The sequence below is a fragment of the Synechococcus sp. R5-12 genome, from assembly GCF_047502655.1.
GTDB lineage: Bacteria > Cyanobacteriota > Cyanobacteriia > Thermostichales > Thermostichaceae > Thermostichus.
In genome coordinates, this window is record NZ_JANSIM010000040.1 from 1 (window position 1) to 14,591 (window position 14,591).

Annotated in this window: 18 protein-coding genes; 3 read left to right on the forward strand and 15 right to left on the reverse strand. The window is 57.1% G+C overall.

Annotation, left to right across the window (positions count from 1 at the left end; genetic code table 11):
- Nucleotides 1–111 precede the first annotated feature (111 nt).
- The 3 genes from NW843_RS02750 to NW843_RS02760 are packed head-to-tail and all read right to left on the reverse strand — an operon-like array spanning nucleotide 112 to nucleotide 1,693.
- On the reverse strand, nucleotides 112–729 hold the full coding sequence (locus NW843_RS02750; RefSeq protein WP_414390150.1) for a DUF488 family protein: 618 nt from the start codon (nucleotides 727–729) through the stop codon (nucleotides 112–114).
- On the reverse strand, nucleotides 726–1,220 hold the full coding sequence (locus tag NW843_RS02755; protein ID WP_414522070.1) for a dual OB domain-containing protein: 495 nt from the start codon (nucleotides 1,218–1,220) through the stop codon (nucleotides 726–728). The genes NW843_RS02750 and NW843_RS02755 overlap by 4 nt, the downstream gene beginning before the upstream one ends.
- A 26-nt stretch (nucleotides 1,221–1,246) precedes the next feature.
- Complete coding sequence (locus tag NW843_RS02760; RefSeq protein ID WP_414522050.1) at nucleotides 1,247–1,693, reverse strand: hypothetical protein; 447 nt, start codon at nucleotides 1,691–1,693, stop codon at nucleotides 1,247–1,249.
- A 438-nt stretch (nucleotides 1,694–2,131) separates the two neighbouring features.
- Between NW843_RS02760 and NW843_RS02765 the strand changes: the two genes are divergently transcribed.
- The gene (locus tag NW843_RS02765) at nucleotides 2,132–3,502 is read left to right on the forward strand and encodes an amidohydrolase family protein (protein WP_414522051.1); all 1,371 of its coding nucleotides are present in this window, start codon (nucleotides 2,132–2,134) and stop codon (nucleotides 3,500–3,502) included.
- Here NW843_RS02765 and NW843_RS02770 read toward each other — a convergent pair.
- The 4 genes from NW843_RS02770 to NW843_RS02785 are packed head-to-tail and all read right to left on the reverse strand — an operon-like array spanning nucleotide 3,410 to nucleotide 5,775.
- Nucleotides 3,410–3,868, reverse strand: coding sequence for an FxLYD domain-containing protein (locus tag NW843_RS02770; protein WP_414332474.1), 459 nt, complete (start codon nucleotides 3,866–3,868; stop codon nucleotides 3,410–3,412). The genes NW843_RS02765 and NW843_RS02770 overlap by 93 nt on opposite strands.
- Nucleotides 3,869–3,899: 31 nt before the next feature.
- On the reverse strand, nucleotides 3,900–4,526 hold the full coding sequence (locus NW843_RS02775) for a 5-formyltetrahydrofolate cyclo-ligase (protein ID WP_414419370.1): 627 nt from the start codon (nucleotides 4,524–4,526) through the stop codon (nucleotides 3,900–3,902).
- A 44-nt stretch (nucleotides 4,527–4,570) separates the two neighbouring features.
- Nucleotides 4,571–5,035, reverse strand: a complete 465-nt coding sequence (locus NW843_RS02780; RefSeq protein ID WP_414424487.1) for an FKBP-type peptidyl-prolyl cis-trans isomerase — start codon at nucleotides 5,033–5,035, stop codon at nucleotides 4,571–4,573.
- Nucleotides 5,036–5,094: 59 nt separating this feature from the next.
- Nucleotides 5,095–5,775 carry a hypothetical protein gene (locus tag NW843_RS02785; protein ID WP_011432060.1) on the reverse strand — a complete coding sequence of 227 codons (681 nt, stop codon included), beginning with the start codon at nucleotides 5,773–5,775 and terminating at the stop codon, nucleotides 5,095–5,097.
- A gap of 76 nt (nucleotides 5,776–5,851) precedes the next feature.
- Here NW843_RS02785 and cobJ point away from each other — a divergent pair, with 76 nt between their 5' ends.
- On the forward strand, nucleotides 5,852–7,747 hold the full coding sequence (gene cobJ, locus NW843_RS02790; protein ID WP_414522052.1) for a precorrin-3B C(17)-methyltransferase: 1,896 nt from the start codon (nucleotides 5,852–5,854) through the stop codon (nucleotides 7,745–7,747).
- Nucleotides 7,748–7,763: 16 nt separating this feature from the next.
- On the opposite strand, the gene modB is transcribed toward cobJ, so the two are convergent.
- Both modB and modA read right to left on the reverse strand, forming a co-directional pair.
- The gene (gene modB, locus NW843_RS02795; RefSeq protein ID WP_414522053.1) at nucleotides 7,764–9,551 is read right to left on the reverse strand and encodes a molybdate ABC transporter permease subunit; all 1,788 of its coding nucleotides are present in this window, start codon (nucleotides 9,549–9,551) and stop codon (nucleotides 7,764–7,766) included.
- A gap of 37 nt (nucleotides 9,552–9,588) precedes the next feature.
- Nucleotides 9,589–10,350, reverse strand: a complete 762-nt coding sequence (gene modA, locus NW843_RS02800) for a molybdate ABC transporter substrate-binding protein (protein WP_414522054.1) — start codon at nucleotides 10,348–10,350, stop codon at nucleotides 9,589–9,591.
- A 258-nt stretch (nucleotides 10,351–10,608) separates the two neighbouring features.
- Here modA and NW843_RS02805 point away from each other — a divergent pair, with 258 nt between their 5' ends.
- Nucleotides 10,609–10,821: a TOBE domain-containing protein gene (locus NW843_RS02805; RefSeq protein WP_414342067.1), complete on the forward strand. Its 213-nt coding sequence runs from the start codon at nucleotides 10,609–10,611 to the stop codon at nucleotides 10,819–10,821.
- Between the two features lie 26 nt (nucleotides 10,822–10,847).
- Here the strand turns inward: NW843_RS02805 and NW843_RS02810 are convergent, their stop codons facing one another.
- The 6 genes from NW843_RS02810 to NW843_RS02835 all read right to left on the reverse strand — a co-directional run bounded on the left by NW843_RS02810 (nucleotide 10,848) and on the right by NW843_RS02835 (nucleotide 14,574).
- Nucleotides 10,848–12,500 (reverse strand): helix-turn-helix domain-containing protein, encoded by a 1,653-nt coding sequence (locus NW843_RS02810; protein ID WP_414522055.1) that lies wholly within the window; start codon nucleotides 12,498–12,500, stop codon nucleotides 10,848–10,850.
- Nucleotides 12,501–12,843: 343 nt separating this feature from the next.
- A complete protein-coding gene (locus NW843_RS02815; protein ID WP_011432066.1) occupies nucleotides 12,844–13,101 on the reverse strand; it encodes a hypothetical protein in 258 nt (85 codons plus the stop codon).
- A 99-nt stretch (nucleotides 13,102–13,200) separates the two neighbouring features.
- On the reverse strand, nucleotides 13,201–13,578 hold the full coding sequence (locus tag NW843_RS02820) for a ferrous iron transport protein A (protein WP_414522056.1): 378 nt from the start codon (nucleotides 13,576–13,578) through the stop codon (nucleotides 13,201–13,203).
- 28 nt (nucleotides 13,579–13,606) lie between these two features.
- A complete protein-coding gene (locus NW843_RS02825; protein WP_414522057.1) occupies nucleotides 13,607–13,906 on the reverse strand; it encodes a 2Fe-2S iron-sulfur cluster-binding protein in 300 nt (99 codons plus the stop codon).
- Between the two features lie 42 nt (nucleotides 13,907–13,948).
- Nucleotides 13,949–14,314, reverse strand: a complete 366-nt coding sequence (gene nifW / locus NW843_RS02830; protein WP_414522058.1) for a nitrogenase-stabilizing/protective protein NifW — start codon at nucleotides 14,312–14,314, stop codon at nucleotides 13,949–13,951.
- The gene (locus tag NW843_RS02835) at nucleotides 14,311–14,574 is read right to left on the reverse strand and encodes a CCE_0567 family metalloprotein (RefSeq protein WP_414351585.1); all 264 of its coding nucleotides are present in this window, start codon (nucleotides 14,572–14,574) and stop codon (nucleotides 14,311–14,313) included. The genes nifW and NW843_RS02835 overlap by 4 nt, the downstream gene beginning before the upstream one ends.
- Between the last annotated feature and the right edge of the window lie 17 nt (nucleotides 14,575–14,591).

Consider the following 14,591-nt stretch of genomic DNA (forward strand, 5'->3'; position numbering starts at 1 on the left):
TAAATTATTCTCTCTATCCTAACATAAGATCAACACGACCTAGACCAGGCTGTTTTAAACGATTAAAGAACTGTTCTGCACTTTTCTTCGTGAACCCTATTGTAAATATCTTCATGGCCTCGCGCTCCGCTCATCATTTTTTGACATTTTCTCATCTCGATAGGCGACACGCCTGCCTTGAATGAGATAGGCTTCGGCTATAAACTCTTCCCGACTTCTAAACAAGTCCCCCTCTGGAAGTTTGCAAAGGGCAAGAAGACGAGATTCTAGAGCCTCATGAGTCTCCAAAGAGCCATTGGCCAAGATGTGGTTGACCGGAATCCCACTTTGAAAAAGTTTACGCGCCACCAGCAACGATCTATGACATTCAATAGGGTCTTTCTCAGCACACATCAGTGCGATCCGATACCGACTAGAACCTTGGATCAGACGGTCGATCCCTTCGAGGAAGGCTGGCTCATTTGCCAGTCGTTCATACTGAATCCTACCCTGATCATAGCAGCTCGGATTTTCGCTACGTCCTCCCAATTCTTTGCCCAGAAAGACGTAAGCAATACCTGCTGCCGCTAAAGCACTTTTCAACTTTTCTTGTGAATATTGAGGGACGTAACAGCTATATGGACGTGAGCGAACGTCGCCAATACCGGTGATGTTGTACTGGCGCAGTAAGTCTATGAAAAAATCAATCTCGTGGTTTGAGTGACCAATCGTGTAGATCTCTGATTTCATATGAGTCGACCTGAGTAGAGAATAGCCACTATCAGCTTGTAGTAATAGCCCAAGTAGGGATCGCTAAGGCTAACACACAGCACCGGATCGGGGATGTCATATTGACCGTCTTCGCCCATTAGGAAATCCCGTTCAATCACAGGATCGGTAACATCCATGCAGTATTTTACTCCCTTGTATACAAACTCGCCGCGTACTCTACGCTTAGAATTCGGGTATCCTGGTGCCTTGTAACCAACCAACAGACGCAAATGCTCGACCGGTACAAGGTAAAGAGAAACTCCGCTTTCTCGCCCGACACTTAACCGGTTGTTCCACCCAGCATAGCTGCTCTCGCCAGTGCCCCAGAGATTCTCAGGGTTGTCTAGCCAACTGTTGATATCCTCCCAAGGCAGGTGGCCAACTTTTTTCCAGCGGTGCTTTGGATTGATAACGTGGTTCTCCCTCTGGTGAGGTAGTGGCTGAGGTGTATCACAAGAGACACAGAGAATATCAAGAAGTTCTGGGTCGCCACCGCTTAGGAAGGCTCGTGGATGTAGTTGTCAAACACGGCAAAATTGCTCAGGGCAGGATCCGGCTTGAGGCTGGATCCCATCAAAAAGCTGACCTTGGGATAGTCTTTGGCTACTTCCCGCGCTTCCCGCTCCACCCCGAAGACCTCACCCACCAGCAGTTGGACGCCGCTCTCGGCATACTGACGCAGCACCCGTGGGTAGTCGGTGTTGGAAACTGACTCTGACCAGGTGTAGTCAATATCCCCCCGCTTCTGGGCAGCCATCAACGCTTTATGGATCCGGCTCACCCACTGCTGCTCAATGGGAACCGTATAAACCCCGGCCACCTTCAGCTTGGTTCCTTGAGCCACCGCGGCATCGCGAACCAACCAGCGGCTCCCCATCAGGCCAGCCACAAAAGCCCCAGAACGCAGGCAGAAGTCCCGCCGGGAGAGTTCTAAACGTGCCATAGTCGCTTCTGTTGAGGTTAGTTCGAGATCGGGTTACTGCTCGGCTTATCCTAAGGGGGAGATCCCTGAAAATATGTATCCTGAAATACAATTTTTTGAGAAGGAGCTTGTTTGTAATTGAAATACAATTTTTTGAGAAGGAGCTTGTTTGTAATGGACAACGAAGTTTCGCTGACGGTTGGAATGGATGTAAGGGCCAAGTCCTCTCAAATCAGCTCTCGATAGATTATCCCTCTGACTACTTGGTTGATATCTTGCACAACCGGATGCTGTTGGGGACTACAGCCCTCTTTTATAAAGTGAGCAATAACCCAATCAACTGGTTTCCTAAATTCGGGCTTTGAGGTAATTTAAGACATCTTTATCTGATTTGGCCTATCATTCAGTCAACTGTAGTTGCTTCTTTCCATCCTAAGTTCAAACAAATAGCCACAACATATGGATCTCATTTTGCGCCGGGCCAATTTGCCGGATGGCCGCAAGGGAATCGATATCGGTATCCAGGGGGATCGCATTGTGGCTCTGGAAAGCAACTTACAAGCCACTGCCCCCCAAGAAATTGATGTCAGCAACCGCTTGGTGTCGCCCCCCTTCGTGGATGCCCACTTTCACATGGATGCCACCCTCACCTATGGGATCCCGCGCGTCAACCAGTCGGGCACCTTGCTAGAAGGGATCGCCCTCTGGGGGGAGTTGAAGCCGCTGTTGACCCCCGAGGCAGTCATAGAGAGGGCCTTGACCTATTGCGACTGGGCAGTGGCGCGTGGGATCCTGGCCATCCGCACTCATGTGGATGTGTGCGATCCCAACCTGTTGGCGGTGCGGGCGCTGCTGGAAGTCAAGCAAAAAGTGGCTCCCTACTTGGATTTGCAACTGGTGGCCTTTCCCCAGGATGGCTACTATCGCTCGCCAGGGGCGGTGCAGCTTCTGGAGAAGGCTCTGGATTTGGGGGTGGAGGTGGTGGGCGGGATCCCCCACTTCGAGCGGACGATGGCCGAAGGGACGGCTTCGGTGCGGGCCCTGTGCGAGATTGCTGCGGCGCGCGGCCTGCGGGTGGATCTGCACTGCGACGAGACGGACGATCCGCTTTCGCGCCATGTGGAAACCTTGGCCTACGAAACGCTGCGGCTGGGCTTGCAGGGGCGGGTAGCCGGATCCCATCTAACTTCCATGCACTCGATGGACAACTACTACGTCAGCAAACTGATCCCCCTGATGGCCGAGGCAGAGCTGGGGGTGATCGCCAACCCGCTGGTCAATATGGTCATCCAAGGTCGCCACGATACCTACCCCAAGCGGCGGGGGCTGACCCGGGTGCCCGAGCTGATGGACGCAGGCTTGACGGTAGCCTTTGGCCAGGATTGCGTGATGGATCCCTGGTACCCTTTGGGCAGCGGCAACATGCTGGAGGTGGCCCACATGGCCATCCACGCCGCCCACCTGACAGGCTATGAGCAGATGCGCCAGTGTTTCTTGGCGGTTACGGAGAATCCGGCCCGCATTCTGGGGTTGGAAGGCTACGGCCTAGAACCCGGTTGCTATGCCGATCTGGTGGTGCTCCAGGCTGCTGATGCCGTCGAAGCCATTCGCCTGAAACCGGCTTGCCTGTATGTCTTCCGCCGGGGCCGGCTGATCGCCCAAACCCCGCCTGTGGTTGCCCAGCTCCATTTGCCTGAGCGCCCCACCCAGGTGGAGTTCAGCCGCCAGCTTTGGACCTCATCGGCGCACGGTACCGCTGAAGCCGCTGGCCTTGAATTGCTCCAGGGTGAGGGGCAGGGGGCTGGTTATGGGCACCGAGATGCGAATTGAAAAAGGGCTCTCGCCGGGAGGAACTTCTGCAATGGCCCCCAGGCGGGTACGCTCCGGCAGAACCTCGTTGCCGTTGGCATCGTAAAGCCGACCGAAGACATCCGCGTTCAGCAGGGTATTTTTGGAGCGGTTGACCACTGTGCCTTCGACGAACAGGCACCTGGCCGGTATGGGGTTGCCGTTGCTGGTCACCAGGTTGGTGTATTCGGGGGTATCGGGACAGGGGGTGACGTGGAGATCCTTCAGTTGCAGGGGGATCGCCCCAAAGCCCATCAAGAGCACCGCCAATGCCACACAGCCAAAGCTCATGCAGACAAGACGCAGCTTTTGGGTTAGCCACTGCGCCGGCTTCCAAACTTGGCTCATCGTTTTTCCTCCAAGGCCCACCCTCTTTAGTCTAGGGGATCCCCGTCTCGTAGAACCTCTCCTCGGTTTGGATCCCATCCAGGCGCTGATCCCAAGGATCCTGAGGTAGAGGCTGCTCCAGTAGGCAGGCTTGGGGGACAATGCCCCACTTGGGCACACTGGGATCCGGCAAAGCGGCCAAAAAGCGGTCGTAATAGCCGCCGCCATAGCCCAAACGCCTTCCCCAACGATCGCAGGCCAGGGCAGGCACCAGGATCAAATCCGCCTTGCCAGGGTCGATAACTGTGCTGCCGGGAGAAGGCTCCAGCAAGCCCCAGCAGTTGGGGACAAGCTCAGCCGGCTGGTAGCGGTGCCACTGCATTTGCCGCCGCGGCAGACAACGGGGGATCCCCCACTGCTTCTCTGGAAAAATGGCAAACAGGGATCCCAAGTCCACCTCGGAGCCGAAGGCCACATAGGCCAGGATGGTTTTGGCGGCCAAAAGTTGGGGGCAAGAGGCCAAATGAGCCACGATCTTCTGGCTGATAAGGGATCTGTCCAACCTCTGCCGTAGCTGGCGAAAGTGCTGGCGCAGGCGAGCTTTTTCTAGGGCAGGATCTGCTGCCAGAGAACTGGGCCGCCAAGAAGAAGACAGTTCCGGGGAAGGGAGTTCCTGCACAAGCCCAATGCCGCTTGGATATTCGGTCTCTGCAAGATCTGAATCTACTGGATGGCCAGGAGCTCCACTTCAAAATCCAAGGTGGCGTTGGGGGGGATCACCCCGCCTGCCCCGCGGCTGCCATAGGCCAACTCCGGCGGAATGCGCAAGTACCGCTTGCCCCCCACTCGCATGGTGGCCAGCCCTTCCTCCCAACCGCGGATGACTTGGCCCACTCCGTAGGTGAAGACAAAAGGCTGATTGCGCCTGTAGGAGCTATCGAAGATGGTGCCATCCTGTAGTTTGCCCACGTAGTTCACCACCACCGTTTGCCCCGGCTGAGGCGAAGGCCCACTGCCTTGAGTGATGTCGTAGTATTGCAATCCCGACTCGGTGGTGATGAAGTCCTTGGCTGGGGATTGCACGCTCACCACCGGATTGTCTTTGGCCCGCGACAGAGCCACGGCCGGCTGGCCGCCCCACACCCCGAGCCACAGCAAACACAGCACCAGCAGCAGCACCCGTTTCATCGTTGGCATCCCCCCGCCGCCGACTTTTGGCTTTCCTTTAACAATCTTAGGGGATCCCGTCAGCCTTTCAGTTCGGCAAATTCGATAATTTGACCCTGGTGATCCCGCACCCAAAAGACGAAGGGCTTCTCGGAGCGAATGCTGTTGCGGATCCCTTGTTTGTTGATTCGCTTCAGAAGGGCCTTAAGGGACTCCCGCTCATAGCTGACATGGCGATAGCGAACGCCGCTGCTGCGGCCCGCTGCCGGTACAGTCCCGTAAGCAGAAGCAGATGAGGAGCTAGGCCTAGAGGCGTTGCCGTAGGAACCGGACCCCGCATAGGGATCTGTAGAGCCAGGGATCACGTGCAATTGAACATTGTCGGAGAGTTGGTACCAAAGTCCGGGGGTATCCAATTGGGTGGGCCCAGAGGTGGGACGGGCTTTGGCATCGAAGCGGGGACTGAGGCCAATATCCCCTGGAAAGTAAGCGGATCCTAGGCTGTAGCCGACCATGCTTTGCTCGTAGCCGTAGTAGTACTGCAGGGGCAGCTCCGCTTCCGGCAGTTTCAACACCTTCTCGTAAAACCCTCTGGCCTGCTCCAAGTCCGGCACGATGATGGTGTGGACGCGGGGAGCGCCGCTTAAGAATGTCCACATGGCCCCCCCATAGGCCGATAGCAGCAAAAACATCAGCCCCTTCGTGGAGAGCAAAACCTCCAGGGGGATTAGGGGCAGCATCAGTCCAGGTGGGATGACCATCGGCACTTGTCCCTTCGCGGGTGGCTCTATGTCCAGTATAGGATCCGGGGAGAATCCTGGCCTTGGCCCACGCTCGATGAAGCTTGCTCTGTTTGCCCCCAGCCCGCGCGCCCGCCGGTTGGCCAACTCTCTGATCCCGCTCTTGGGCAAGGAGGTGAGCTGCTGGAGCAAAGCTGACCCGCAGGGGCTGCCCTCCCCCTGGCAGGCTTACGGGGATCCCAAGGATCCCACAGCGCCAGGCTCCCTAGCAGAAGCCGTTGCCCAAACCTGGCCCCAGGTGCAGGGCTGTCTCTTCATCTTGGCCGCAGGGTCGGTGGTGCGGCTCATTGCCCCCCTCTTGCAGGACAAGCAGCGGGATCCAGCGGTGGTGGTGGTGGACGAAGCCGGTCGCTGGGCTATTAGCCTGTGCGGGGGACATGTGGGGGGGGCCGATGCCCTGGCGCGGCAGGTGGCCGCTACCTTGGGAGCCCAGCCGGTTCTCACCTCTGCTTCCGAGGGGCTGGGGATCCCGCCTTTGGATTTGCTGGGGGATCCCTATGGCTGGCGGCGGGGCCAAGGGGATTGGAATGAGGTGGCCGCTGCCTTGGCTCGTGGGGAGCCCGTGGCCGTTCACCAGACCTGCGGCACGCGGCTTTGGCGACAAGCTTGGCCGGCAGATCATCCCCTAGTGGCCTCCTCTCCTCCCCATCCCGTTGCCCAGATCTGGATTGGGGAATACCTCTCCACTCCCATGGGGATCCCGACAGTGCACTGGCATCCGCGGGTGCTGTGGGTGGGGGTGGGCTGCGAGCGGGGCACTACCCGCGTTTGGCTAGAGGGATCCCTGCGCCGCCTGTTGCAGGCCCATGGGCTGGCTTTTGAGGCCATTGCCGGCTTGGCCACCTTGGAGCTGAAGCAAAACGAGCCAGGTCTTCTGGAGCTGGCCCAAGCCTATGGCTGGCCCATTGAGTTTTTCTCGGCAGAGGCCTTGGCCGGGATCCCGGTTCCCCACCCTTCGGAGGCCGTTCGGCAGGCGGTGGGCACTCCCTCCGTAGCCGAGGCGGCTGCTCTTTTGGCGGCTCAGATCTGGGGAAGAGGTGACCGAGCTTTTGAGAGGCCCTCTTGCGTTGCGGAGGGGAAGGCAACTCTTCTCTGCCCCAAGCAGGTCTTCACGTCAGAAACCGAAGGGGCCTGCACCCTGGCCATTGCCCGCGCGGCGCAGGAGTATTCCCCTCGCAGCGGCCACCTCTGGCTCATCGGCACTGGTCCTGGGGATCTGGGTCAATTGACTTTGGCTGCCCGTATGGCTTTAACTCAGGCCGATGTGGTTGTTGGCTACCAGCTTTATCTGGATCTGGTGGATCCCCTTTTGCACCCCGGCCAAATCCGGGAGGCCTCTCCCATTACCCAAGAGCTGCAGCGGGCCAAACAGGCCATCGCTTGGGCGCAGCAGGGGCTGAAGGTGGCGGTGATTTCTTCGGGGGATGCGGGCATTTACGGCATGGCGGGCTTGGTGCTGGAGTGCTTGGTCCGCTCTGGCTGGGATGGGATCCGCCCTTCTCTGGAGGTGCTGCCGGGGATCTCTGCCTTCCAGGCGGCTGCTGCCCGGCTGGGGGCTCCGCTGATGCACGACTTCTGCGCCATTTCCCTCTCGGATCTGCTTACCCCCTGGCCAGTGATTGCAAAACGCCTGCAGGCGGCTGCAGCTGCCGATTTTGTGGTGGCCCTCTACAACCCCCGCTCGCGGCAGCGGCTGGATCCCTTCTTCAAGGCTCTACAGATCTTTCTGCAGGCCCGACCCGCCCATACCCCCGTGGCTTTGGCCCGCAACCTCTACCGCCCCGGCGAAACCCTCCACCTCACCACCCTAGGGGAGCTGGATCCAGAGCAGGTGGACATGCTCACCCTAGTCTTTATCGGCAACTCCCAGACCTTTCGCCATGGGGAGCGGCTGATTACCCCGCGGGGCTACCGCTTGGGCGAGCCCACCTGACTCCTGGGCTCCAGACTCAAAACACCCTCAGATGCCGGGGATCCAACTGCAGCCACCAGGGGGATCCCCAAGTCTCCACCTCGCGCCAGCGCTCCCGCCACACCTCAGCTTGCAGGTGATAGTCCTGGCGGTGGGCAGGAGGGCTGCCCAGCTTAAAGAAGAGGGTCAGCCGGTGGGGGGTCTCGCTCCACTTCACCAGCCAAGCGGGAAACGTGTTGGGCAGCTTCCCGTCGGGCCGGAAGGTGAGGTGGTGGGCGCGGATGGCGATGTATTCTCCCGCTGGGGATCCCTGTACCTGCAGCTCACAGCCCCAATCCAAGGCCAGCACCCGTTGAGGGCCCAGGAGCTTGGCCCGCGAGATGTTTTTGCAACCCGTCAGTTGCGCCACACTAAGGCAGGGGGGAGCCTCAAATAGCTGACGCTTGTCCCCCTGGGCAATGATTCGCCCCTGCTCCATTACAGCCAGATCCCCGCAGAGGCGGAAGGCTTCCTCGATGTTGTGGGTTACCAAAAGCGTGACTCCCTTGTAGCCCGCTAGGATTTCCCCCATCTCCTGCTCCAGTTGGCTGCGCAGGTGGGCATCCAAAGCAGAAAAAGGCTCATCCAGCAGCAAGATCTCCGGCTCAGAAGCCAAGGCTCGCGCCAGGGCCACCCGCTGCTGCTGTCCTCCGGAGAGCTCCGTGGGATAGCGGTTTTCCCAGCCCTTCAGCTTGACCAACCGCAGCTGGGCCTGGATCCGCTCTTGTTTTTCCGCTTCGCTCAAGCCCGCAGGGATCCCAAAAGCGATGTTCTGGGCGACGGTGAGATGGGGAAACAGAGCGTAGTTCTGGAAGATCACCCCTACCCGTCGCTGAGCGGGGGGCAGCCGGATCCCCTGTTCGGCGTCAAACAACGCCCGCTCGTTGAGCAAAATGCGCCCACCATCCGGGGTTTCGATCCCGGCAATGCAGCGCAAAAGTAGGCTTTTGCCGGATCCAGAGGCCCCCAGCAGTCCTAATGGCCGCCCGTCGCAGCTCAGTTGCGCCTGCAGCTCAAATTGGGGCAGCTTCTTGTCAATGTCCACCCAGAGGCGGGGGGCCGGAGTTGAGAAATCCAGATCCCTTCTGGCCAGAACCCGCAGGGGGCGAGGGGGAAGCTGCTGCAGAGGCTGTCGCTGAAACCAAAGGTTAACTGCCGTCATCACCCCCAAGGACAACCCCAAGACCAGGGCCGAGCTGATGGCCGCCCCCCGCATATCCCCCGCCTGAACGGCAAAGAAGATGGCCATGGACAGGGTTTGCGTGCGGCCTGGGATGTTGCCTGCCAGCATCAAGGTGGCGCCAAACTCCCCCAGAGCGCGAGCAAAACTGAGGGTAACCCCCGCTAGGATCCCTGGTAAGGCCAAAGGGATCAGCACCCGCGTAAAAATCTTGGCCCTACTTGCTCCCAGGGTGCGGGCTGCCGCCACCAGCGTCGGGTCGATCTGCTGGAAAGCTCCCAGGGCCGTGCGGTACATCAGGGGCAGGGCCACCACCGCTGCCGTGATCACCCCGGCATACCAGGTGAAGATGACCGACAAGTTCAGCGAGGCCAAAAGTTGTCCCAGAAGGGTTCGCCGGCCAAACAGCAGCAGCAACAGGAAGCCCACCATGGTGGGCGGCAACACCAGCGGCGCCAACAAGAGGGCCTCGATGAGAGAGCGCCAGCGACCTCGGTAGTGCAACATCCCGTAAGCCGCCAGCGTCCCCACCCCAAAGGTGATGCCCGTGGCCAAGCCGGCAATCCGTAGGGAGATCCAAAGCGGGGATAGGTCGTAGTCGCTCATTTGGAGTAACTCATCCGCGCCATTGCAGAGGGATCCCTCACAGGCGGATAAAGCCGTACTTCACAAACACCTCTGCTGCTTCTTCTGAGGTTAAAAACTCCAAGTAAGACCGTCCGGCGGGAGTATCGCGCACCAAGGCCACCGGATAGACAATCGGCGTAATGGGATCCGCCGTAGCCACTACTCGCACCCGATTTGAAAGCTGAGCATCCGAGGTAAACAGGATCCCAGCGTCGGCATTGCCCTGCTCCACCGCCGTCAAAATTTCCCGCACCGTGCTGGCAAACACCATCTTGGGCCGCAGCGTCTCAAACACCCCCGCCTCGGTGAGAATTTCCTGGGCATAGCGTCCGGCGGGCATGGCCTGCAGATCCCCAATGGACAGAACCCGGATCTCTTCCGCCACCAAGTCGGCAAAATCCTGAACCTTGGTTCTGGCATTGGCAGGCACAATTAAAGCCATGCGGTTGCTGAGAAGATCTCGCCGGGATCCTGCCACCAGCAGGTTTTGCTGGGCAAGGGCGTCCATAAAAGAGGCGGCTGCGAAAAATACCACGTCCAGAGGCGCCCCCTGCTCCACCTGTTGCTGGAGAGAGCCGGAATTGGCGAAGTTGTACTCAACCTTGATGTCGGGATAGCGGGCGGTGAACAACCGGTCGATTTCCGTTAAAGCCGGTTGCAAGCTCACCGCAGCCCCCACCAAAATGGGCTGAGATTGCGCCAAGCCGGGAGCCGACCCCCACCTCAAAGCCAGAGCGGCCAGGATCCCCAGGAATAACATTGCAGTTCTTCGTTTCATAGCCATTTTTCTTTGACCCGTGACAACTCTCAGAACAGGAAAATCCGCCAATGGTTCGGTGCTTTTGACTGTCGGAATTGGGTTGTAATTTGTATCTGTAGATACACACCTAGACTATCGGCAGCCATTCCTCCCCAGAGGCAACGATAAGCATCTGATAGTATTGAAACCGGTGTTGAATGACCATCCGGCAAGCTCCTCTCTTGTTCAGTTCGGTCAACACCCCTGTTGCTCTGCTTGTTCAACAAAGGAGAAGTCATGCAAATCAGCACTCGCAACTTGTTTAAAGGAACTGTAAAAAGTGTCCAGGTGGGCATGGTCAATGCCGAAATTGTTCTGGAAGTTGCACCGGGTATAGAAATAACAGCCATTATTTCTAAGCACTCTGCCGAACGGTTGGGCATAGCAGTTGGGAAAGAAGCGTATGCTGCCATCAAAGCCTCGGATGTGGTCATTGCCGTGGATGAGTGAGTGGATGAGTGAATTGAGTAACTGGCCTAGACTTGATGTTGCCTGGGATCCAAATACAGGGCTTTGATAAGGCGCTGGCGATCGTTTAGGCTGATCTGAAGCCGCCCATTCTCTACATCCCGCACCCAGCTCTGGCTGCGCCCCAGCCTCTGGGCCAATTCCCGCTGGCTGATTCCCTTTTGCTGGCGTGCCGCCGAGATATCCGCTCCACGCAAAGCTTTGCTTGAGGGGAAGTCTTTTGGGTTTTCGGGAGGGCCAGGGAGATCCGAGTCTGTTGCAACAGGCGCAGACTTTGCCCTACGCCGCTGCCGAGATCCCGATTCTCGGGTTGGGGATCTGGCTTCTTGAACTACTCGACGATGCCAGTCGGAGGGCAGATGAAATCGTTGAATGCGAGCCTGCATCAAGAGTCCCCACTTGCCCCGCGGCCCGGCAGCCGTCAGCAAGCCACCGTTGTTGGCATCTTCAATCCAAAAGTTCAATGCCTCGTCCGCATCCTCGGGCACAGCTTCCAGGCGAGCCCACAGGGGTTGAATGGAAGAAGGATAGGTGAGGGGATCGAACTCCGGCTTGAGGCCGTAGTGGTTGAGAACCTCCAGATCGCTTTCAAAGGTGCGCACCAGCCGTTTGCGTTCTTGGAGATTGAGATAAGCTTCCTGCAGTCGCTCTTCCCCGTAGGCCACTCGCATCAGGGTGGGCACCGTCAGACGCTGTTGCCGCCCCATCCTCACTTTGAACAACAGCCACAGCAGCAGGCGCATGGCTCCTTCATGGTGTTGCCAATGGCTCATCACGGCCTGCAGCAGGGATAGGGGCAGGCTGCTGTACTGATAAAAGGCTTGCCCCTGGCGGCACCCTTGTCGATTGAGAAAGTACCGTGTCCATTCGCCGGGCTGAATCGCCCAAGTCAGGCCCACCAGATGGTTGCAGCCCTGCTCATCTTTTTGAAAGTGGCGATGCATCTTGAGCAGCCTCCACAGAGGGCCAGCCGGTACCGAAAACCCCTTCACCCGCCCCTGATCCGGCCAATCGATGGAGACTTGAATCCGACAGAGCTGCTCTATCCAGGTCATGAACAGGTGGAGACGGGTCATCTTGCTCAGATCTTTACGTTTATCCCAGCCCAAATAGGACTCCAATTGTGAGTCGGTGAAAACAAAGGATTCCTTCCAGGGGCTATCCAACCCGGCGGCATAGGCAGCAAAAATAAGATGCAAACAGGCAGTTCGCACATCGATCGGAGCACTTTGTGGGATCCCGTCCAAACATAGAGTTAGGGTCAGAGATCCCTGGTTGTGGCCAACAGATTTCTGATAGCAAACCTGGTTATCTCCCTGCTTTTGCAGATTGAGAGATTGAAATTGAGATAGGAAATTGCAAGCTTCCCAGACCACAATTGACGAAGCAAAAGCCTGGCTATGGCCGTTCAAAAATAGAGGTGGACTGCTGCGAATGCGGGCCGTGACCGTGCGGTTGCGCCCCTTCATGGCTTCATAAGGCTGCGGGGCAGAACCGGGACACAGGCTAACACACTGAGGTTCTGGGAAGAAACCTTCGCAGTCATTGCACAACAGAGGATTAATCCAGTATTCCCCATCCTGGACAACGATAGCTTTTGTAGGACAGCTATCTACGCAAGCGTGGCAACCGATACAATCCCCTGAGATTTGATAAGCCATAGCCCTCAAACTCCATAGCGTTTCCCTGTAGCTCTCCTTTGTTCACGCCTGCTATCGCATCTGCAAAACCCTAAACCCGGCCATGGAGACCTTCCTCGCAAAGCCGTGGCAGCCCGGCGAGAGACCTTAGTTTAAGGTCTGTTTCCTAAGCTCAATTCGTGAACTGGATTGAACGATACCTCAAAAGATCCCCGGCAGGCCAGGGAGATTTGGTCTAGGGTGAACCTTCTGGAAAGCTTTGTTTTCTCTTAACTTCTAATGTTTGCAGTGAACTTTTGAGATGGCTTTGCAGGCTACTCCTCCCCCCTTGAGAGCCTTTTAGGGATCCGAACTGCAACAAGTGTCAGGCGAAACGCTCAATAACCAAGCCGACACAAGGTCGTCCGCCCACCCAATACGTCGATTCATCGGCAAGGTTGTGGCTTGGCTCTAGATGCCAACCCAAGGGATTGGGTTCTAGCTCCAGCGCCCGCACGATTTCCTCTGGGCTTAGTCCTGTGCAGAGTTGGATGTGTTGCAACTTGGGGAAAGGCTTTTCCACAAGGCTAAGCTCTTCAGCAGCTTTAAGGATGGAGCCCAGGTGCAACAAACAGGTGTTCATGGCTTTGCTCCCAAATCAAGATAGGTTATGAAGAGATGAGCTTCCCTTACTTTGAGTGTCCCTCATTACAGGTTAAAAATTGGGTAAATAGACTACATTTTAGAAGGCTCTTGGCAAATTTAAGATTGTTTTCTTATTCGGTTCTTGGGTAGACATCAAGGCGCAACGGGGATCCATGTAAACCCAGATGGGTTTAGCTAAATGAGCAGGAAGGGAAAGTTGGCCACTGGGTAGGAGTAGGATCCACTCAGGGTGACGTTGGATAACCTGGAGATAGGTACCTGGAGTGAGACCCATTTGCTGCAATTGGGCGCAAGCAGCTTCGGATCCGCGCAGTTGGTAGATGCGACCTTCTTCTCCAACCTTCATGAGTTGGAGAGGAGATATGGTTATTGAGATCTTAGGAACCGTGGACGGGGCCAACATACAGGGATCCCTAATCTTAGAAGAGGCCATTTGAGCCTTGCCCGAGTCCATTTGCGAGCAGCTTGGAAGCAGCGATCTATCAAACCAAGTAAGCTTCCTGGTGAGTGCGAATCGTACAATTGGAGCGAGGTTTAGCCACGCAGAGCAGCACAAATCCTTTGGCTATTTGCTCCTCATCCAGAAAGGTTTGCTCCGATTGATCGACTTCTCCTTCTACCACTTTGGCCACGCAAGAGGAACAACTACCGGAGCGGCAGGAAGAGGGCAAATCCACATCTTGAACCTCAGCCGCTTCTAGGATGGTTGAATCTTCATCTACTGAGATATAGGTGTCGAGCCGTCGTTTTGGGTTAACCAAGTGAACTGTGTAGGTAGCCATGATGAGATCTCCAGAGAGTTGACGAGGGGTAAACAAGGGAGCTTAGGCAGGGATCCCAGGGCTGCATTCGCCCCGCTCTCCCAAAGAGCTGCAGCCGGCACAGCCGCCGACAGCATCTGGACAACCGTAGTCTTGAAAGACTCGGAATAGCTTCTCCTGCTGCGGAGTAGAGGTGAGAAAGGTTTGGTACGCTTTTTCCAGCGCTTGCCGGGCTTGCTCCAGCCATTCTTCTTCGCTGCCCTGGAAGTGCTCCAGAGGAGCCAGATACTGAGCAAATTTGCGTAAGATATGCAGGCGATTCACGTTGACCACCCGCGGATCGTAGGGGAGCTCGAAAAAAGCGAAATAATCCTCGGCATTGACTAGGGCTTGGAAGTCTTTCCAACGGCGGTTGTGGTTCCAACTCATCGGCAGGTCTCCAGGGTTTTCAAGCGTTGTCTGAGGGTGTGCAGCCGGGCAAACAGGGCATAGGTGCGGGCTGCCAAGTCGGGGAGTCGCTCGAACCCGTCGGGTAGCCCCTCGGCCAGATCGTGCAGATCCATTTTCAGTTGGCCTGCTTTGCTGTTTAGGCGCTTGATCTCGCTGCGGAGCTGGTCGGCAGAGAGGTGTTCGAAGGGCTCGAAAGCCAGGTCGTTCACAACATTCTCAACGTCACTCTCATTCAACATGGGCAAGGCACTCCTAA